Annotated in this window: 19 protein-coding genes; 1 reads left to right on the forward strand and 18 read right to left on the reverse strand. The window is 69.8% G+C overall.

Translation table 11 applies throughout. The features are described from left to right. Positions 1 to 530 precede the first annotated feature (530 nt). On the forward strand, positions 531 to 1775 hold the full coding sequence (locus ACGFY5_RS36795; RefSeq protein WP_392727878.1) for an arginine deiminase: 1245 nt from the start codon (positions 531 to 533) through the stop codon (positions 1773 to 1775). Here the strand turns inward: ACGFY5_RS36795 and ACGFY5_RS36800 are convergent. The 18 genes from ACGFY5_RS36800 to ACGFY5_RS36885 all read right to left on the reverse strand — a co-directional run bounded on the left by ACGFY5_RS36800 (position 1772) and on the right by ACGFY5_RS36885 (position 20292). Then, positions 1772 to 2623: a DUF5926 family protein gene (locus ACGFY5_RS36800; RefSeq protein ID WP_392727880.1), complete on the reverse strand. Its 852-nt coding sequence runs from the start codon at positions 2621 to 2623 to the stop codon at positions 1772 to 1774. The genes ACGFY5_RS36795 and ACGFY5_RS36800 overlap by 4 nt on opposite strands. Before the next feature lie 36 nt (positions 2624 to 2659). After that, positions 2660 to 4144: an ATP-binding protein gene (locus ACGFY5_RS36805; protein ID WP_392727882.1), complete on the reverse strand. Its 1485-nt coding sequence runs from the start codon at positions 4142 to 4144 to the stop codon at positions 2660 to 2662. 77 nt (positions 4145 to 4221) lie between these two features. Further along, entirely contained in the window at positions 4222 to 5088 is an 867-nt protein-coding gene (locus tag ACGFY5_RS36810; protein WP_392727884.1) for a glycerophosphodiester phosphodiesterase family protein, read from the reverse strand. A 100-nt stretch (positions 5089 to 5188) separates the two neighbouring features. Then, positions 5189 to 5536 carry a rhodanese-like domain-containing protein gene (locus tag ACGFY5_RS36815; RefSeq protein ID WP_392727886.1) on the reverse strand — a complete coding sequence of 116 codons (348 nt, stop codon included), beginning with the start codon at positions 5534 to 5536 and terminating at the stop codon, positions 5189 to 5191. Between the two features lie 67 nt (positions 5537 to 5603). After that, complete coding sequence (locus ACGFY5_RS36820; RefSeq protein ID WP_392727888.1) at positions 5604 to 6149, reverse strand: hypothetical protein; 546 nt, start codon at positions 6147 to 6149, stop codon at positions 5604 to 5606. A gap of 231 nt (positions 6150 to 6380) precedes the next feature. Continuing rightward, entirely contained in the window at positions 6381 to 7496 is a 1116-nt protein-coding gene (locus tag ACGFY5_RS36825) for an LCP family protein (protein WP_392727891.1), read from the reverse strand. 137 nt (positions 7497 to 7633) lie between these two features. Continuing rightward, a complete protein-coding gene (locus tag ACGFY5_RS36830; RefSeq protein ID WP_392727893.1) occupies positions 7634 to 8614 on the reverse strand; it encodes an NAD-dependent epimerase/dehydratase family protein in 981 nt (326 codons plus the stop codon). 195 nt (positions 8615 to 8809) lie between these two features. Continuing rightward, positions 8810 to 10519, reverse strand: coding sequence for a cation acetate symporter (locus tag ACGFY5_RS36835; protein ID WP_392727896.1), 1710 nt, complete (start codon positions 10517 to 10519; stop codon positions 8810 to 8812). Further along, a complete protein-coding gene (locus ACGFY5_RS36840) occupies positions 10516 to 10971 on the reverse strand; it encodes a DUF485 domain-containing protein (RefSeq protein WP_392727898.1) in 456 nt (151 codons plus the stop codon). The genes ACGFY5_RS36835 and ACGFY5_RS36840 overlap by 4 nt, the downstream gene beginning before the upstream one ends. A 188-nt stretch (positions 10972 to 11159) precedes the next feature. After that, the gene (locus ACGFY5_RS36845; protein ID WP_392727900.1) at positions 11160 to 11720 is read right to left on the reverse strand and encodes a DoxX family membrane protein; all 561 of its coding nucleotides are present in this window, start codon (positions 11718 to 11720) and stop codon (positions 11160 to 11162) included. A gap of 28 nt (positions 11721 to 11748) precedes the next feature. Beyond that, positions 11749 to 12546 carry a class I SAM-dependent methyltransferase gene (locus tag ACGFY5_RS36850; protein WP_392727902.1) on the reverse strand — a complete coding sequence of 266 codons (798 nt, stop codon included), beginning with the start codon at positions 12544 to 12546 and terminating at the stop codon, positions 11749 to 11751. A 157-nt stretch (positions 12547 to 12703) separates the two neighbouring features. Then, complete coding sequence (locus tag ACGFY5_RS36855) at positions 12704 to 14419, reverse strand: cation acetate symporter (RefSeq protein ID WP_392729053.1); 1716 nt, start codon at positions 14417 to 14419, stop codon at positions 12704 to 12706. Positions 14420 to 14465: 46 nt separating this feature from the next. Beyond that, positions 14466 to 14840, reverse strand: a complete 375-nt coding sequence (locus tag ACGFY5_RS36860) for a hypothetical protein (RefSeq protein ID WP_392727905.1) — start codon at positions 14838 to 14840, stop codon at positions 14466 to 14468. A 1-nt stretch (position 14841) separates the two neighbouring features. Further along, entirely contained in the window at positions 14842 to 15588 is a 747-nt protein-coding gene (locus tag ACGFY5_RS36865) for a LytR/AlgR family response regulator transcription factor (RefSeq protein ID WP_392727908.1), read from the reverse strand. After that, positions 15585 to 16793 carry a sensor histidine kinase gene (locus tag ACGFY5_RS36870; protein WP_392727910.1) on the reverse strand — a complete coding sequence of 403 codons (1209 nt, stop codon included), beginning with the start codon at positions 16791 to 16793 and terminating at the stop codon, positions 15585 to 15587. The genes ACGFY5_RS36865 and ACGFY5_RS36870 overlap by 4 nt, the downstream gene beginning before the upstream one ends. Positions 16794 to 16838: 45 nt before the next feature. Next, a complete protein-coding gene (locus ACGFY5_RS36875) occupies positions 16839 to 18419 on the reverse strand; it encodes a sugar transferase (protein WP_392727912.1) in 1581 nt (526 codons plus the stop codon). 202 nt (positions 18420 to 18621) lie between these two features. Continuing rightward, the gene (locus ACGFY5_RS36880) at positions 18622 to 19476 is read right to left on the reverse strand and encodes an Fpg/Nei family DNA glycosylase (RefSeq protein WP_392727915.1); all 855 of its coding nucleotides are present in this window, start codon (positions 19474 to 19476) and stop codon (positions 18622 to 18624) included. Positions 19477 to 19581: 105 nt separating this feature from the next. Next, positions 19582 to 20292, reverse strand: a complete 711-nt coding sequence (locus ACGFY5_RS36885) for a hypothetical protein (protein ID WP_392727917.1) — start codon at positions 20290 to 20292, stop codon at positions 19582 to 19584. Positions 20293 to 20322: the final 30 nt, after the last annotated feature.

The raw sequence follows: 20322 nt of genomic DNA on the forward strand, positions 1-20322 counted from the left end.
TGAACCCACCAAAAAAGGTGAGCCGAGGTCAAACATCTGGCACTAACTTTCAAACACACTGTTGAGTTCTCAAACAACACACGCGCACCGGATCCACCCGCTAGGGTTTCACTCAGGGCTTCTTACTGTGGTTAGCTGCATCTAGTCGGATTCGCGTCGCGCTGGACTTTCGTCCGCGCCGCTCCGCCCGCAGCAACCCCTCCAACCTACCCCGGTCGGTCTCGCTTCGTCAACCCGGAAGTTGTAAAAACTTCTGTGTCGGCTCTGCAACCGCCCGTTGGTTCGTCCACCTGCATACGCTGGTTTCCGATCCGCGTCGCTGCGGTGAATCTTTCGACCCGCTCGCGGCGACAGGCAGAACTTTAGGCAGAGGCCCATGCCATCTGCAAATCGACTGGTCAGAGGCTTGCCGACCGTTCCCAAGGTCCAGTCGCGTTCCCGAGGTGACCGCCTCCGCCGCCACATCGTCCTCATCAGCCCGGTCTTTCGTCCCACGTGGTGGAACGCGTACGGCTGGGTAACCTTCCGGCGTGTCAGACCTCGAGCTTCCCCTTACCGACCGGCCGCGGCCCTACGTCGACAGTGAGGTGGGCCGGCTCCGAACGGTCATGCTCCATCGACCGGGCCCGGAGCTCCGACGACTCACTCCTCGCAACAACGGCTCCCTGTTGTTCGACGGCATCCCCTGGGTCGACAGAGCCCAGGAGGAGCACGACGCTTTCGCCGAGGCACTGCGCGCGCACGACGTCGAGGTTCTCTACGTCGACCGGCTGCTCGCCGAAGCGCTCGCCGACCCCGGCGCACGCAAGGAGATCTCCGAATCTCTGCTCGGTGACCGGCGGTGGGGCGACACGCTCCGGCGGCGGGTGTCCGACCATCTCCAGGAGCTGGACGCCGAGCACCTCGCCGCAACTGTCATCGCGGGCCTCGCGCACGAGGAGCTCCGCAACGGCTCCGGGCTCACCTACCAGCTGATGGACCAGTACGACTTCGTGCTCGAGCCCCTGCCGAACACACTCTTCACCCGCGACTCGAGCGTCTGGATCCGCGGCGCGTCCGCGGTGATGAGCATGGCTATGCCCGCACGCCTGCGCGAAAGCACGATCACCGGCACGATCTACCGCTGGCACCCGCGCTTCGCGGGTTCGCCGTCCCTGTACGGCCGTGACCTCGAACCGCTCGAAGGCGGCGACGTCCTGCTGCTCGCGCCCGGCGTTGTCGCTGTCGGCGTCGGTGAGCGCACCACGCCTGCCGGGGCCGAGCGACTGGCGAACCGACTGTTCGCGGATGGACGATCGAGCACGGCCCACACCGTGCTGGCCGTTCCGATCGCTCAGCAGCGCGCGACCATGCACCTCGACACGGTCTGCACGATGGTCGACCTGGACGCGGTCGTCGCCTACCCCGCCGTGGCCGACACGCTCATGGCGTACCGGCTGACGGCGGGTCACGACGGCGAGCCGACGGTGAGCGGTCCGGTGCCGTTCCTCGCCGCGGCCGCGGAGGCGATGGGCCTGGAACGGCTGCGCGTGATCCCCACCGGGCTCGACCCAGTGACCGCCGAGCGCGAGCAGTGGGACGACGGCAACAACACCCTGTGCCTCGCCCCCCGGCTGGCGGTCGCCTACGAGCGGAACGTCGAGACGAATGCGCAGCTGGAAGACGCCGGCATCGAGGTGATCAGGATTCCGGGCAGCGAGCTGGGGTCGGGTCGCGGTGGACCGAGGTGCATGTCGTGCCCGATCGTCCGCGACCCCCTCCCAAGCCGTGATTAGCGCAGCGTGAGCTGGCGCCCGCGAAGGCCGTCGCGGGCGCGACGCTCGGCAGCGTTCAGCGGATCGGTGACCGACACCGCGTCCGCGTAGCGCTTGGCGAGATCGGCCAGGGGCTGCTCGTACTCCGCGGGCTCGGGGTCGCGGGGCAGATCCCATACCGGCGCCAAGAGACCGTGCGCACGGAAAGCGCCGACGTACCGGCCGGTCGAGCCGAGCGCGAGATCACCCGCGGCCTGCAGCCGGGCGAGCGCGTCGAGCGCGACGTCTTCCGCCTCGGGGAGCACCCACCGCAGGTGCGCCTTCTCCGTCACCTGGCACCAGTACGCGGCCGGTGCGGTGGTGACGGCGACCGTCGGCAGGATCGACGAGTTCGCCTGTTCGAGGCTCCCCGTGATCTCCGGGTCGTCGGGGCGGGGCTCGTCGAGCCAGTAGTCGAACGTCTCGTGCACGGTGACGTCGAGCCGCCCGTCGTCAGCAAGCATGTCCTGCAGGCGGGGACCGGGCTCCGGAAGGCCGGACGCACCGACGTAGTTCCCGGGTTCCGCGAGTAGCGCGTCTTCGAGCACGGCCGCGACGTCACGGCTGAGGTCGCCGGACCGGGCCGGCATCTGCACCGACAGGAAGATCCGGCCGTCGGGCTTGACCAGGGCCGGGAGCGCCATCGGCAGCACCGTGGTCAGCACGACCGGCCGGTCGGGGTGGTCTTTGAGTGCCAGTGGTGCGGTCGCCGCTGGTACCAGCTCGCGGAGCGCGACCCACTCCGCCTCGGTCGCCAACCCTTCGAACGGACGCCCGACGAAGACTTCCCTGACCCTCTTCTCGCGACGCTCGCGTCCCCGCTTGCCCACAACCGCTCCTCACTGCTGACTTCGGTCGGCAGGAGCCTACGACGAGGGTCCGACAGTCGGATGCCCCGCACGGCGCAGACGTACTTCGATCACCGTGCCGCCGCCTTCCCGCGGGCGCAGCGAGACCCAGCCGCCCTGCCGGTCGAGCAGCTGCCTGATGATGTACAGCCCCAACCCGACGCCGCCGAACCGTCGCTGGTCGCCGCGGTCGACCTGCCAGAACCGCGTGAACACCGACTCGGTCTGCTCGGGCGGTACGCCGATCCCCCGGTCGGCAACGCGGAACCACACCGAGGCTCCGTCGGCCCCGGCGGTGACCTCCACGTCGCCACCGTCCGGCGAGTACTTGTAGGCGTTCGTCAGCAGCTCGGTGACGATCGTCGGAATCGTGTCGGCCTCACCGACCGCCGCCGGCAGTGTCGCCGGGATCCGGGTCCGGAGCCGGTGGCCGTCCTCGCTGGCGGGTGCGGACGCGAGCGCGGAAGCCAACGTGGTGCGCAGGTCGAACGGGTGGGTCGGGGGCTGCGGCGTTCCACCCGCGCGGTCACCACTGAGCAGTCGATCGACGAGGTCCGCGAGCTGCCTGCTGCGGGCCACGATCACGTCGGCGGCGCCGCGGCGCCCGGCGTCGTCGAGCTGGTCCCACCGGGTGACGAGCGTTTCGGCGTACCCGCGGACGATCGTGAGCGGCGTTCGCAGTTCGTGGCTGGCGGTCGCGAGGAAGAGGTTCTGCGCCTCGTCCTGTCGTCGGGCCTCGCTGATGTCGTAGAACGTGACGACGCGGCGGGCGGCGTCGAGCGCGGCGCACCGGGCCTCGACCCAGCGGCCGTTGGCCAGTCGGTGCTGACCCACCTGACCGGGCACCGGGATCGGGAACGGCAGGGGCTCGTTGAGCATCGTCTGCGCCGAGCGACCGGTGATCTCCTCCGCTGCGGGGTTCCAGGCCTGGACGAGCCCGCCGACGTCCGCCACCGCCAGGCCCTCGGGTACGGCGGCCGCCACCGTGCCGATCGGTTCGGGCAGCCGATCGGGGCGCATCAGCGCGAGTGCACCGACACCGGCGGCGAAGCATTCGAGAACGGCCCGTTCGGTCTCCAGCCGCCCGTCACGTGGCGACTCGAGGGCGACGGCGAGCGCCCCCAGCGGACCGAACCGGCGGACGACCCGCGTCATCAGGATCCAGTCGCAGTGATGTTCGCGCAGGTCGTCGCGGATCAGCGGGGTCGCGTCGTCCACGCCGAACTCGATCGTGCGATGCGGGCCGCCGAACAGGCGCGAGAACGACGAGCCCGACAGCGGTAACCGCAGCCCGGCCATCCAACTGACGCTCTCGCCGGCGGCGACGACCCGCAGCGCACCGGGCTCGCTCAACAGGAACGCGGCACCGACCCCGCCGACCAGCTCCTGGAGCGCGTCCAGCACCCGCCCGAGCGCGGACAGCTCGGCCGGGCGACCGGCGACGTCGTCGAGGATCCGGGTGACGGACCGGAACGCCTCCGCGGCGTCCAGCGATGGCAGCACGCCCCCATCGTGCCCTAGGCCCTGTCCTGCGGATCCATGCTCGGCTACGGCTGCGAGCGAGATCCGCAGGACAGGGCTTAGTGGACTTTGCGGTCCAGGTGGCTCAGCAGACGTGCCGGGCGGTTGGTCGCGACCATGTCGGCGCCCAGTCCGACGACGAACTCGATGTCCTCGGGCTCGTCGACGGTCCAGACGTAGAGCTGGTTGCCCGCGTCGTGGATGCGCTCGGCGAAGCGGGGCCTGGACCGCAGCACGTGCAGCCCCGGCCCGGCGATCGTCGCCCCGAACGGCAGCGTGCCTTCCCGGTAGAGCCGCGGAATGCCGTCGAACAGCATGACGGCGGGCAGCGTGGGCGCGAGCTCGCGCAACCGCCGGACCGCCATCGGCGAGAACGACATGACGACGACAGTGGAGTCGGCGACGTCCGGGGACCGGTACCGCGGCACCAGCCCGAAGCGGCGCAGGCTGGCGACGACACGCTGCTCGACCAGTCCGCCCCAGCGGGTGGGGTGCTTGGTCTCGACGTAGAGCTGTACCTGCCGGCCCGAGTCGACGAACAGCTCGAGCAGCCGGTCGAACGTCAGCACCCGACGCTCGGCGTCGCGGATCTTGTCGTCATCGAGGTGGGGAAGTCGGTAGTCGAGGTCCCGACCCCTGGCGACCAGCGCGTCGGCCGACTCCGGCAGGTCGATTTTCCACCCGCCGAAGTCGAGCGAATGCAGGTCCTGCAGCGACCGGTCGCTGACGGCGCCCCATCCGTTGGACGTCCGTTCGAGCCGACGGTCGTGGACGCAGACGAGGTGGCCGTCGCGGGTCAGCCGGACGTCACACTCGAGGCCGTCAGCACCCTCTACCAGCGCCTTTTCGTAGGCGGCCAGCGTGTGCTCGGCGAGCAGAAAGGAAGACCCTCGATGGGCCACGACCAGCGGGTCGTCGAATCGCACGGCAAAAAAGATAGCTGAGTGGCTGGAGGGGAAGGGGGTACGCCTGGAAACACTGCGTCACCCTTTGGTGAACGAAAAGTGACTAACCAGGCGAACGGGCTCAGAGGACGCGAGCGGGCAAGCCCGTGTCCGCGACCACGGCCCGGCCGGACCGCTCCCAGGCGAGCATCCCGCCGTACAGGTTCGCGACGTTCTCCCAGCCCTGCGCGGCGAGATACGCGGCTACCTGCGCCGACCGACCACCGACCCGGCACACCACGACGACGTCACCGACGGTCGGCACCTCGGCCAGCCGATGCGGGATCTCGTACATCGGGATGTGATGGGCGTGCGGCGCGTGGCCGGCGTCCCACTCGTCCTGCTCACGGACGTCGAGCAGGTAGATGTCGTCGCCCAAGGAGTCGGGCGTGACATCGGGAACGTCTGCGGGAATCGACGGCTGCACCATGAGGTAAGTCTGGCTTATTTCCGAACGAGGGCGGGTGGGCGGGGGGTGTAGGGCCGGACTGTCAGCTTCAGCGCTGGATGAGCTCGCTGGTGCCCGCAGTGGTGGGATCGGCCTGCTGGTTGACCGCGTATGCGGCGCCCAGCCCACCGAATCCGACCAGGATCAGCACCGCGCCGAGCACCACGCAGATCTTCGTCCACGTGGGGAGCGACCGCGGCGACTCGTCCTCGGACTCCTGGAGCGGAGCCCGCATCGGCGGCGGCGCCAGGCGCATGTTCATCTGCACCTGGGGAACCGGGCGGCGCTGCTGCACCGGCGGGGCACTGACCGGCCCGCGCTGCGGAGGAATGCGCGGACTCGGAACAGCGACCGCGACCGCGACCCGCGGCGGAGCCTGCTCGGGTACCCGACGCTGCGCTGGGATCATCGCGGTCGCCGCGCCCGGTGCGGACGGTGCCGACTGAGCCGGCAGGAAACCGGTGTCGGCGGACGGCGGCTTGATCCTGGGGATCTTGCCGGTCTTGCGCCCACCCGCTGCCCGTCGGAACTTCGGGTCGTCGGGTTTGACGAAAAGAACTCCGGTCGGCGTGTCGCCGTTCGCGTGCCTACCCACGGTGGCCTCTGTGCGTCCTCTCGAGCGACGGTCATGAGACTGCCAGGACGCCAGTACTGTAACGACTCAGCACTACTCCGGGGTAGTTTTCGGCCAGACAGTTGGCGATTAGCGGGACGGGCCGATGCGAACGACCGAAATGTCGATGCGTTCGGTTGATTAGTTGAACCGCCGCTCGCTGTCGTACGTCTAGGCGCGTAACAGCGAGCGACGGCCCTGGTCGTGCCGGTGTCACCTACCGCGCGTAGCGTTGTTGGCCGGATTCGCGGCCAGCCACTCGCCCACGCTGTCCTTCTCCACCGCGCTCCACAGCGCGATCGCCTTCTCCTTGTCCGAGACGACGACGCTCTGGCCGTCGACCTCCTGCGACCCGAGGTGCGGCGAGGTGATGAACGAGATGTCCCCCGGGCGCAGGCTGCGGAACTCCAGCGCCATGTCCTTGAGCGAGAAGTCGTTGTCCACGGTCAGGGACTTAGTCGAGGCGTCCAAGAAGTTCTTCAGCTTCACCGGGTTGGTCAGCGTGCCGGAGTCGGTGGCCTTCTGCATCAGCGCCCGGAGGAAGATCTGCTGACGCTGGACCCGGTCGAAGTCACCGTTGGGCAGGCCGTAGCGCTGGCGGACGTAGTCGAGCGCGGCATCCCCGTCCAGGTGGTTCACCCCGGCCTTGAACGTCCGCTTGCTGCGCGGGTCGGTGACGGTCTTGTTGACCGTGACGTCGACGCCGCCCAGCGCGTTCGTCATGTCCTTGAAGCCGTTGAAGTCGATCTTCACGACGTGGTCGATCTTCACGCCGGTGAAGTTCTCGACGGTCTTCACGGTGAGCGGGATGCCGCCCCACGAGAACGCCGCGTTGATCTTGGCCCGGGCGCCGCCGTGGCCGTCGAGTTCCGGCACGGAGACGTAGGTGTCCCGGGGGATCGAGATGATGTACGCCTTCTTGTGGTCCGCCGGGATGTGCAGAACCATGATCGCGTCGCTGCGCTCGTTCTTGCTCGCGCCGCCGGTCTTCGGTGACCCGTTCGGGTCGTAGTCGGCGCCGTCGCGGGAGTCCGAGCCGAGGAACAGGATGTTCTGGGTTCCGCCGACGGACTTGCCCGGCCGGTCGTCGAGGCCGGAGAACGCGTCGGTGCGGTGCAGCTTCTCGTCCAGGCCGGTGACGTACGCGACGCCGCAGCCGGCCACCACGAGGAGGATCACGGCGACCAGAGCGCCGATCACGAGGGCGATCCGGCCCCAGCGGGGCTTTGCCTTGCGGGGCGCGGTGAGGGGGCCGGCTCCGCCGGGATTGCCGTAGACGGTGCCGCGGGTGACGCGTGGTTTCGACGCGGGGGGTTCGGTGCGCGCCACGGGGTTGGCTCCTCGCTGTGGGGGTCGTCTTTCGCTGTATCGCCTGTGTCGGACGAAATTCAGCGTATAGACGGCAGTCGAGGAGAACTGTTGCGCTGCTGACGTACCAGCGCACCCCTAACGAGGGTTTTCGCAGGTCAGAGCGCCGACGTCGGAGAACCGACAGTCGAGTGCGAGGCGAACCACTCGATGGTGCGGGCCAGGCCGTCCGCCGGACTCACCGCGGGTGCGAAGTTCAGCAGCTCACGGGCGCGCGTCAGGTCGGGGCGGCGCAGCTCCGGGTCGTCGGTCGGCCGCGGCAGGTAGCTGATCGTGGACCGCGAGCCGGTCAACTCGACGATCGTCTCGGCCAGCTCGCGCATCGTCAGCTCGTGCTCGCTGCCGAGGTTGACCGGGCCGGGCTCGTTCGAGTCGAGCATCGCGAGGATGCCGTCGACCAGGTCGGAGACGTAGCAGATCGACCGCGTCTGACCGCCGGTGCCGTGCACGGTGATCGGTGCGCCGGCCAGCGCCTGCGACACGAACGTCGGGATCGCCCGGCCGTCGTCCGGCCGCATGCGCGGCCCGTACGTGTTGAAGATCCGGACGATGCCGGTGTCGACGTCGTGGATGCGGCGGTAACCGGCGGCCGCGGCCTCGGCGAACCGCTTGGCCTCGTCGTAGACCGAGCGGGGCCCGACCGGGTTGACGTTGCCCCGGTAGGTCTCCGGCTGCGGGTGCACCTCGGGGTCGCCGTACGCCTCGGAGGTGGACGCCAGGACGAGCCGGGCGCCCTGCTCGCGGGCGAGCTCCAGGCAGTGGAACGTGCCGGCCGAGTTGACCTTCATGACCTCGAACGCGAGCTTCTCGAAGTCGGTCGGTGACGCCGGTGAGGCGAAGTGCAGCACCGCATCGAACCGGCCGGTGACCGGGAGGCCCTCGATCACGTCGGCCTCGACCAGGGTGAATCGGGGCTCGTCGACCAGGTGCGCGATGTTCTCGCGGCTGCCGGTCACGAAGTTGTCGACGATGACGACTTCGGCCCCGCGGGCGAGCAGCGCGTCGCTGAGATGGGATCCGACGAACCCGGCACCGCCCGTCAGCAAGATTCGGTCGCCGGTTCCGTACCGCTGTGCCATCTGCGTGCGACCGCCCCAGGTGTGTCGGCTGTGGTTCGGCCCAGGGTACCCAGGCCGCCCGGAAACGAACGCAGCCCGGGGTGCCCAGCGGCGTGATGCCCTGCCAACACGGCGGAAACCAAACCAAAGTGGCGGCGTCCCACCCTCCCGGACGAGGGGTGAGACGCCGCCACGTGGCGGGGAAGGATCAGAGGCTCAGACCGCGCCCGAACCGGTCAGCGACCGGACCTCGAGCTCGGCCCACTTCTCCTCGTCGCGCTCCTTCGACAGGTACGTACCGATGATCGCGCAGGCGAACCCGATCGGGATAGAGACCAGACCGGGGTTGTCCAGCGGGAACCAGTGGAAGTCGACGTCCGCGGGGAACAGCGACAGGCTCTTGCCGGTCGTCGGGCTCACGCCCTTGCCGGACACGACCGGTGAGAAGAACACCAGTACGACGGCAGCGATCAGGCCGCCGTAGATGCCGGCGGTCGCACCGGTGGTGTTGAATCGCTTCCAGAACAGCGAGAGCAGGATCGCCGGCAGGTTCGCCGACGCCGCCACCGCGAACGCCAACGCGACGAGGAACGCCACGTTCAGCTGTTGCGCGAAGATCGCCAGGACGATCGAGATCGCACCGATCACGAACGCGGAGATCTTCGCGACGTTGACCTCCTGCCGCTCGTCGACCTGGCCGCGCTTGATCACGTTGGCGTAGAAGTCGTGCGCGAGCGACGAGCTGGACGCCAGCGTCAGGCCGGCGACCACCGCGAGGATCGTCGCGAACGCCACCGCGGCGATGACCGCGAGCAGGATCGCTCCGCCGCTGTCGCCCGCGTACTCCTTGCCGAGCTCCTCGGCCAGCTGTGGTGCCGCGGTGTTGCCTGCCGCGTCCTGGGCCGCGATCGCCTTCCCACCGACGAGCGCCGCGGCACCGAAGCCGAGCGCCAGCGTCATCAGGTAGAAGATCCCGATCAGGGTGATCGCCCAGTTGACCGACGTCCGGGCCGCCCGGGCGGTCGGCACGGTGTAGAAGCGGATCAGGATGTGCGGCAGACCCGCGGTGCCGAGCACCAGCGCGAGGCCGAGGCTGATCAGGTCGAGCTTGCTGATCAGCGTCTTCGTCGCATCGCCGGCGGTCTCGACGCCGTAGCGCAGGCCCGGTTCGAGGAACGCCGTCCCCTTGCCGGAGGCCTCGGCCGCCTCGCCGAGCATCGTCGAGATGTTGAAGTTGAACTTCCACAGCACGAGCACGGTCATCAGGGCGGCGCCGGTCATCAGCAGCGCGGCCTTGACGATCTGCACCCAGGTGGTGCCCTTCATGCCGCCGACCGTGACGTAGACGATCATCAGCGCGCCGACCAGCACGATCGTGACGATCTTGGCCGTGTCGGCGGTCATGCCGAGGAACGTCTCCCCGGCCTTGATGCCGAGCAGGAGGGCCACCAGCGCACCTGCGCCGACCATCTGCGCGAGCAGGTAGAAGATCGAGACGACGATCGTGGAGAGCGAGGCGGCGGTGCGCACCGGCCGCTGGCGCATCCGGAACGACAGCACGTCGGCCATCGTGAAGCGGCCGGAGTTGCGCAGCGGCTCGGCGACGAGCAGCAGCGCGACCAGCCAGGCCACGAGGAAGCCGATCGAGTACAGGAAGCCGTCGTACCCGTTCAGCGCGATGATGCCGGCGATGCCGAGGAACGACGCCGCCGACATGTAGTCGCCGCCGATGGCCAGGCCGTTCTGGAAGCCGGAGAAGCTGCGTCCGCCCGCGTAGAAGTCCGTGGCGGTACGGGTCTGCCGGCTGGCCCAGATCGTGATGCCGAGCGTCGCGGCGACGAAGATGATGAACAGGACGATCGTGAGCGTCCTGGCGCCGGAGCTCGTGCCGCTCGCCTCCGCGGCGAGGATCGTGTCGACGGTCATTCAGCTGCCTCCCCCGACGCGGTGGTGTCGTCCTTGCTCTCCGACTTGACCTTCCCCTCCGAAGAGGTGGAAGCGGTCGGAGTGGGTGAGGCGACCGACGCCGTCTCGGCATCGAGCTCGGCCTTGATCTGCGTGGCGAGCGGGTCGAACTTCTGCGCGGCGTAGCGCGAGTACAGCCACGCGATGAGGAACGTCGAGACGAACTGCAACACGCCGAAGACGAAGGCGATGTTGATGTTGCCGACGACCTTGGTGGCCATGAAGTCACGCGCGTAGGCGGACAGCAGGACGTAGAGCAGGTACCAGACCAGGAAAGCCACGGTCATCGGGAAGATGAAGCGGCGGATCGTGCGGCGTAGCTCGGTGAATTCCGGACTCGACTGCATCGCGAGCGCGCGGGCGGCGCGTTCGTCTGGAGCGTCGGCGTCCGTCGGCTGGACATCGGTGGACATGCGGGCACCTCCCCGGTGATCAGAGTGGGTGCCCGCACGCTAAGGGTGCTTGACCGGTCCGGACGCTGCGTGTGCACCTAGTTGCGACGAGCGGTCACGCGGCTGCGCTCAGTGGCCTGGGTCACAGCGCCGGACGGTCTCCCAGCCACTAAGTCCTCCACCCAGACGCCCGGAACCGGAATCGATTGTCAGACCGGGAGTTTCTCCCGAGCGAGCTTCGCGGCGTGCTCGGTCGACTTCCGCGCGGATTTCGCCGCGTGTCCGGTCGACTTCCGGGCCGACTTGGCGGCGTGCTCGGTCGCCTTGCGGGCGTCCTTCGCGGCACGCCGGGCCCGCCACGACATGCTCGGGCGCCCCTGGGTGTCGACTGCGGCGAGCACGAGCCCACCCAGCACGGCGAGGTTCTTCTCGAACTCGGCGCGCTGGCGGGCCTTGGTCTCCGGCGTGGCGTCGGACGACTTGTGCGGCAGGATGCCGCCGGCCGGAACCAGCGAGCCGGCGAGCAGGAGCGCCGAGAGCCGAGGAGCGCGGCCGAGCGCGAGCGTGGTGCCGGCCAGGATCTGGATGGCGCCCGTCGCGCGGACCACCGTCGACGGGTCCTTGGGAACCGACGGGAACTGGTTGGAGACGCGCTCGATCAGTGGCCGCACGGCTTCCGCGGATTCCTCGGGGTCACGCAGCGCGGCGTAGCCCCCACGGACGAACGTGTAGCCCAACAGCATGCGGGCAGCGAAGCGTACCGGTGTCATCTCTTCTTGATGCCCGCTGATCAGCTCTCTAACGCGCGGTGGCGACGAACAAACCGGTATCCGTGGTGAGGTGGAAGTGACCGTCGCGGTCGATCACGGCGGCTACTTCGGCCCGGATCTCCGCGGCGTGCTCGGCGGAGAGCCGCGGCCCGCACACGGCCGTCAGGAGCGTCATCACCGCACTCGGGTCGACCAGGCGGAACCCGTCGGAGAAGCGTTCCTGGCGTACCCCGGCGAAGCGGTCGGCCAGCACCAGCGCGCCGTTCCCGAGGTGGAACCGCGGCACGTCGAGCGGACGCCACCCCACGACCCGACCCGCTAAGAGCCGGTCGAGCTCGATGAGGTGCGTGGGGCCGTCGGCGGCGAGCACGATCGACCCACCCGGCCGCAGCACCCGATCGAACTCGTCCAGCGCGGGCATCGGGTCGTCGAGCACCTCCAGCAGGTGGTTCGCGACGACGGTGTCGAACGCCGAGTCACCGAGCGGCAGGTCGGCGAGCTCTCCCTGAGTGACGGTGACCTGCGGGGCACCGTCGACCGCGTTGCGCAGTTCGGTCACGGCGTCGGGATTGGTGTCGGTGAGCCAGACCCACCAGGCCATCGGCAGACGGTCGTAGTTGTACGTCCAGAGCAACCCGGCGCCAGCGCCGACCTCGAGCACCGCCGCGACGTCCGGCGTGTGGGCGAGGATGCGGTCGAACAGCCAGCCGTACCACGGCAACCCCGCGGTCAGCGGGTCGTGTTGCGCGCGCATCCCTTCGGATAGCTGGGAACGGCCGGTGCGCCGCACGGATCCACCCTGGGTGGCATCGCGGAAACGGTGCATGGTTCCCGTCCTCTCGGGTCGCGCGCCTCGCCACGACTGTGAATGCCTTGGGTATAGCGTCTGTTTGCTGCCGTTCGGAAGAGGTTTCCCCGTACTGGAATCACCATTCTGGGGTACAGGGCGATTTTCCTCGAAACGTTCGACAAGACCACAACTATCAGTGACGAAGTGACTCTGGTGCGTGTAGGCGAAGCATCATTGCTCCGACGTTCGCGGGAATTCTGCGCCGCGTCACCATGGACACCGTAACCATCACTGCGAATGCCAGGGGAACCGTCCAGGCGGCGGGCTGGGCCACCAGCGCGGCCGGCCACCCGGTGAGCGTCGGACCGGCCACGGCGAGCAGCACCGCGACCGCGGCGGCGCCACCTCCCACCAGCAGACCGGCAGCCGCTCCGGCGTCGGTGAGCCCACGCCACCAGATACCGAGTACCAGCAGTGGACAGAAGCTCGACGCCGCGACCGCGAACGCCAGTCCCACCACCTGGGACACGTCGAGACCGTGCAGCTGGAGCGCGAGCACTGTCGGCACCGCACCCGCGAGGACCGCCGCCCAGCGGAAGCCGGCCACCGAACCGGCGGACCGGCTGACGTCGGGTGTACCGAGCACGTCGGTGGCGAGCACACCGGCCACCGCGACGAGCAGACCCGACGCCGTCGACAGGAACGCCGCGAACGCCCCCGCCGCCACCAGGCCACCGACCAGCGAGGCCGCGAACCCGTCGAGCATCGCACCGGGCAGCACGAGGACGACCGCATCGGTGTTGCCGGTCATGAACAGCTCGGGCGTGTAGATCCGCCCGAGCGCTCCGTAGATCGCCGGGAACAGATAGAACGTGCCGAGCAGGCCCAGCACGACCAGCGTCGTCCGGCGGGCCGCCGCGCCGTCGGGGTTCGTGTAGAAGCGCACGAGGACGTGGGGCAGGCCCATCGTCCCCAGGAACGTGGCGAGGATCAGCGAGTAGACGCCGAACAGCGTCGATCCGCCGGTCGTCGACGGGGTGAGCCAGGCGGTGCCGTTCCGCGCGGCGAGGCCGACCAGGTGCGGCACCGTGGCGTCGGCCGGGAACGTCACAGTGGCCGGGCCGAGCTCGTGCGTGCCCGGGTTCAGCGTGGCCGTGCCGGCCCGCTCGCCGCCGTCGACCCGGCCGTCTACCCGGATCGTCACCGGCTCGGTCACCTCGACCTGCACCGGCGCGCGAACGTCGACGTCGGTCGCGGCCCGGAACGTCGGGGCGGTCGGCGGGGTGAGCTCGGCACGCTGGTCGGCTTGCCACGCGAGGAGCAGGACGGCGACCGGGAACACGATCGCGGTGAGCTTGAGCCAGTACTGGAACGCCTGCACGAACGTGATCGAGCGCATGCCGCCGCCGGCGACGTTCGCGGTGACGACGATCGCGACGCCGACCGCGCCGACCCAGTAGGGCGCGCCGGTCACGGTGCCCAGCGTCAGCCCGGCCCCCTGTAGCTGGGGCACCAGGTAGAACCAGCCGATGAAGACGACGAACGCGGTCGTCAGCGATCGCAACCGCGGCGAGGAGAGGCGCGTCTCGGCGAAGTCCGGCAGCGTGTAGGCGCCCGAGCGGCGCAGCGGGGCGGCGACGAACAGCAGCAGCGCGAGGTACCCGGCGGCGAACCCGACCGGGTACCAGAGCATGTCGATGCCGTTCTTCATGACCAGGCCGGCGATGCCGAGGAAGCTGGCGGCCGACAGGTACTCGCCGCTGATCGCGGCCGCGTTCCAGGTCGGGCTCACCGCGCGGCTGGCGACGAGGAAGTCGCTCGTGGTGCGGGCCAGGCGGACGCCGTAGAGGCCCAGCGAGATCGTCGCCAGCGTGACCGCGACCACGGCCACCAGCCCGGCGACATTCATGAGGTGGTCGCAGCTGCGAAGCGGCGGCGGCCGCTGGGGCACACGTTCACGATCTTTCGACCAGTTCGACGAAGTCGCGCTCGTTGCGTTCGGCGCCCCGGGTGTAGATCCACCCGGCACCGACGAACAGCGGGTACGCGGCGACGCCGAGCAACAGCCACGGCAGGCGGACGCCGAACAGCGTCACCTCGGCGAGCGCCGGGAACAGCGCGAACAGCAGCGGCAGCGAGCCGACGGTCAGCGCGACCAGCGCCGCGATCCGCACCGCGAGACCCAGCTGAGCCCGCACCAGCCCGCGTACCAGGACCTCACCGACGTTGGTCTGCTGGTCGAGTTCGGCCCGCACCGGCGGAGTGCGACGCGTTGGCGCCATGTCACCGAGGACCACGCGGACGCGCTGCGTACGAGCAGGTTCCTCCACGTCAACGCCACCCCGTCTTCGCGGCCCGCACCAGACGGTCCTTGAGCTCACGAGTGTGGCGGCGACTGACCGGCAGCTCCCGTCCGTCCACCACGACCACGTACCCGCTCGAGCCCAACCGGAGCTCGGCGATCACCCGCAGCGCCACCAGGTACGAGCGATGGATCCGGACGAACCCGGCGTCGGCCCAGCGTTCGGCGAGCAGCGAGAGCGGCACCCGCACGAGGTGGTTACCGTCGGCGGTGTGCAGCCGCGCGTAGTCGCCGTGCGCCTCGACCCACCGAACCGACGACCGCGGCAGCATCCGCGTGGTTCCGGCCAGCTCGACCGGGATGACGTCGTCCGCGACCGGCTCGGGCTGCGTCTGCCGACCGGAGCTGACCGCGCGTGCCCGCGCCGCCCGCCGGACCGCCTCGGCCAGCCGGTCGGCGCGCACCGGCTTCAGCAGGTAGTCGGCGGCGCCCAGGTCGAACGCGTCCACCGCGCGGTCGTCGTGCGCCGTCACGAAGACGACCACCGGCGGCGACGCGAAGCGGCCGAGTAACCGGGCGAGCTCCATGCCGTCCAGGCCCGGCATGCGGATGTCGAGGAACACGACGTCGACCTGCCCGTCACGGAGGTGCCGCAGCGCCTCGGTGGTGTCGCCGGCCGTCACGACCTCGGCGACGCCCTGGTCACCGCGGAGCAGGTAGGCCAGCTCGTCGAGCTGGAGGGCCTCGTCGTCGACCGCGAGCACTCGCAATTTCATGACGCCCACCCACTCACCACACGCACGCCCGGTTGGAACTTCGGCACCCGCATGCTCACCTTCGTGCCGGCTCCGGGCGCGGTCTCGACGACCAAGCCGCAGCCGGGCCCGAACACCGAGCGCAGTCGGTCGTCCACATTAGTCAGGCCGACGTGTGCGTTGCGGCTCTCGTCGTCGGTGCGTTTCAGTTGGTCTGGATCCATGCCGACGCCGTCGTCCTCGACGCTGATCAGGCACTCCGACCCGGCGTCGGACGCGATGATGCTGACCGTCCCGGTGCCGGCCTTGCTCGCCAGCCCGTGGCGGACGGCATTCTCCACCAGCGGTTGCAGGCACAGGTACGGGACGACGACCGGCAGCACCTCGGGCGCGACCTGCAGGCGTACCTGGAGCCGGTCGCCGAACCGGGCCCGCTCGATCAGCAGGTAGCGGTCGATCGAGCGCAGCTCCTCGGCCAGCGTCGTGTACTCGCCGTGCGCGCGGACGCTGTAGCGGACGAATTCGGCGAACTCCTCGATCAGCTCCCGGGCGCGATCGGGGTCGGTGCGCACCAACGCGGAGATCGCGGACAGCGCGTTGTAGATGAAGTGCGGGCTGATCTGGGCTCGCAGCGCGCGTAACTGCGCCTCCGCCAACCGCTCGCGGGAGGCGTCGAGCTCGGCGACGGCCAGCTGCGCGGACACCCAGTCGGCGGTTTCGACGGCGGCTCGGACGAGACCGGGTACCGGGTCGGTGTCGACGATCGCGACCAGCGCGCCGGCCATCTCCTCCCCCGTCGACAGCGGGACGACCACGGCGCCGCGGACCGGGCACTCGAGGAGGTCGCAGAGCAGGTCGTCGGCGTGCAGAGCGACGACGCGACCGGTGCCTTCGAGCGCCTTCAGCACCGCAGGGGCGTGGTGCTCGCCGGGACCGTCCCAGGCCAGCACCCGGTCCGGTGCGACGAGTCCGACCGCCGGACCGCCGAGCAACTGGTGCAGCGGGCGGATCGCTTTCGCCGCGGTCGCCTCGGTGAGGCCGGACCGCAGCGGCGGCGCGGCCAGGCTCGCCACGTGCAGCACCTGGTAGGTCGCCCGCTGGGTGGGCGTCACGATGACCCGCCGCTTCCGCGACCGCAGAACCAGAGCGACGCCGAGCAGCACCGCGACGAGGACGACCGCGGCGGCGGCACCCGCCGTGGGCGATAAAGGAGCAGCACTGCTCATGCCGTCATTTTGGGGTGTGGTGGACGGACCGCGCGAGCGGATCCGTCAGTACGCCCCGTCCCGCTTCATGACCGCGAAGAGCGTTTTGTACAGAATCATGAAGTCGAACGCGAGCGACCAGTTGTCGACGTAGTACAGATCGAGCCGGACCGCGTCCTCCCAGGAGAGGTTCGACCTGCCCGAGACCTGCCACAGGCCCGTGATGCCGGGCCGCACCAGCATCCGGCGCCGGACGTCACCGTTGAACTCCTCGTTCTTCACCGGCAGCGGACGCGGACCGACCAGCGACATCTCGCCGAGCAGCACGTTGATCAGCTGCGGCAGCTCGTCGATCGACGTCTTGCGCAGGAAGTGCCCGACCCGGGTGATCCGCGGGTCGTTCGACATCTTGAACAGCAGGCCGTCGGTCTCGTTGCTGCCGAGCAGCTCGGCCAGCCGTTCTTCCGCGTCGACGTACATCGTCCGGAACTTCCAGACCCGGATCGTCGCGCCGCCGCGGCCGGCCCTGGCCTGGCGGAAGAACACCGGACCGGGGTCGGAGATCTTGATCGCCAGCGCCGCGATGCCGAGGATCGGCGAGATCAGCAGCAGGCCGAAGAACGCGGCCAGTCGGTCGAGCAGGCCCTTGAGCAGCCAGCCGACGCCGGAGATCGTCGGCTCTTCGACGTGCAGCAGCGGCAGGCCCTCGACCGGCCGGATGTGCACGCGCGGGCCGGCGATGTTGGTGAGCGCGGGCGCGACGACGAGCTCGATGCCGCTGCCTTCCAGCTGCCACGCGAGCCGGCGCAGCGCGTCGGGCGTCACGCCGCGGGCGCCGCAGACCGCGATCGTGTCGGCGCCGACCTGCTTGACCCGGTCGAGCGGCTCCACCTTGCCGTTGAACACCGGGATCGGCAGCGACGCCACCTCGGCGGTGGGTTCGGTGAGGCAGATACCGACGGGCACCAGGCCCGCGTTCGGGTTCCGGGTGGTGATCCGGTAGACCGACAGCGCCTCGCCGAGCGTGCCGACCAGCAGGATGCGCTGGGACGCACGGCCACGCTTGCGGACGACGTGCAGCACCTTGCGCGTCACGAACCGCACGAACAGCGTCACGACGGCGGTGAGCGGCAGGACCGTGCCCACCGACAGACGCGACAGGTCGGCCTTCTGCGTGAACGCGAGGAAACAGACGATCGCGGTGAGCGTGATGATCGCCTTGACCACACGCTTGAACTCGTCCGGGCCGAGGCCGAGGTAGCGGCTCTCGTAGGCGCCGTGCACCCAGAGCGCCAGCACCCAGGACGCCGGCAGGATGGCCAGCGCAGTCCAGTTCAGCACGTCGCGGTCGAAGAAACCCGAACCGGCCTGCTCGTAGGAATTGATGACGAACCAGCCGGCCGCCGAGCAGCTCAGGAAGTCGAGCAGGAGCAGCAGCCAACGGTACCGGTTGGCCCAGCGCGGGTGCCGGGTGCCGCTCCGCGTACGGGGCGAGCGCTGCACTCCTCCTGGCTCGAGCACGAGGCTGCTCTCCAGCGTCGGCGCCAGCGCGTTCGCGACTGCCTCGGGAGGCTCGACCGGAGCCGGGGCGATGGTCGCCGGCGGGGCAACGGGCGAAGGTGCGGGTGGAGCGGCGAGGTCGGGCATACGGCCGTTCTTCTTAGGGATTGGCTGTGAGGTAGGTGCCGGTGTCCGTTCAGCGCGCTGGGTCACGACTGTCGCCTCGACCGCACGAAGGTCCACTCCCCACTCCGGTCACCCGTCGGATGAAGCACGGTAGCGCTCCTTCTCCCAGTGCGAAACCAGGGACACCGGTGACTGGTGGGACTGATCACTGAGTGCATGGACTTCACCGGATCAACTTGGACATTCTGCGGTCAGCGAGCGGTTTGCCGCCCGTCTGGCACGTCGGGCAGTACTGCAGCGACCGATCGGCGAACGAGACCTCGCGTACGAGGTCTCCACACACCGGGCACGGCAAACCGGTCCGCGCGTGGACCCGCAGCCCGGAGCGCTTCTCCGCCTTCAGCGTTGCCGAACCCTGGCCGATGCTGCGCTTGACGGCGTCGCTCTCGACCGATCGGAGAGCACCGTACAGCCGGGTGATCTCTTCGTCATTCAAACGACTCGAGATAGCGAACGGCGAAAGCTTCGCGACGTGCAGAATTTCGTCGGAGTAGGCGTTACCCACTCCGGCGATGACGGTCTGGTCGGTGAGCACACCCTTGATCTGGCCGCGGTGGCTGCGGATGCGCTCGGTGAACTCCTCCTCGGAGACCGCCAGCGCGTCCGGGCCGAGGCGCGCGACGCCCGGGACCTCGTTCGGGTCGCGGACCAGGTACACGGCCAGGCTCTTCTTCGTGCCGGCCTCGGTCAGGTCGAAGCCGGACTCGTCGTCGAGGTGGACGCGGAGCGCGATCGGCCCGCGGCCCGGCTTCGGCGGCGCGGCGGGCAACTTGTCGCGGTAGTGCAGCCAGCCCGCTCGCGCGAGGTGCGCCACCAGGTGGATCCCGTCGACGTCGAGGTCGAGGAACTTGCCGTGCCGGGTGGCGCCGGTGATCATCGCGCCGTGCAGCGCGAGTGGCGTCGGGTCGTAGGTCTTGAGCACGCCGATCGCGGCGACGTCCACCCGTGTGATGGCGTGGCCGACCGCGCGCTCGCGCAGGTAAGCCGCGAGCGCCTCGACCTCGGGTAGCTCGGGCACACCTTCAGTCTGCCCCGGTGAATCCACTCGTCGCGCGCGGACCCCTACGGCGTGTCCGAATCGGTGCGGTCGGACTCGGCGGTACGGATGAGGGGTTACCGGAGTTCACGGATCGACCAGGGACTCCACCGGCGGCAGCGGAATCGGCAGGTCGGTGGGTGCGGCCGGCTCGGCGGACGGGCTGGCCGACGGGGCCGCCGCGGACGGCGTCGGCTCGCTGGTCTCCTCCGGAGAGGCCGGCTCCTCCACCGAGATCGTCACCTCGGCGGTGCGTTCCTCGGTGCGTCCGCGGCAGTCGGACGTCGTGACGGTGAGCCGGACGCGGAACCGGCCGGCCGGGAACCGGTGCGAAGTGATGAGCTCGTCGGCGTGCGGGCCGGGCTCCCCTGTGCAGTTCACGACCTCGACCGAACTGGCGGCCGTGCCGTCGCCCCAGCTCTCGCTGAACCCGGCGTACCGACCGTTCCCGTCCGACCACCGCACTCCGAAGCGCACCGGCTCGTCGGTGGTGAACGGCCCGTCCGGGACGACGATCAGCACGGTCAGCCCGGCGGCCGCGGCGGCGTCGCGCCGGGACGTCGGTGCGGCAGCGGGCAGCGCGGAGGCGTCCCGTGCCCGGCTGTCACCGGCCGGGGACACCGCCGGTGACGCGGACGGACCGGCGTCGAGCGCCGCACGGCCCGGCGCCCGCTCGACCTGCGCCACGGTCCGCTCGCTCGACGGGGGTCCGGCCAGCGCGGCGCCGAGCAGGAACGCCGGTACGGCCAGTGCACCCAGCACGGCCAGCCGACGCCCGCTTCCGTTTCCCCGCCCCACACGCAACCCAACGCCCGAACCGTCGGTTGG

The organism is Cryptosporangium sp. NPDC048952 (assembly GCF_043197895.1).
In the GTDB taxonomy this organism is placed as follows: domain Bacteria; phylum Actinomycetota; class Actinomycetes; order Mycobacteriales; family Cryptosporangiaceae; genus Cryptosporangium.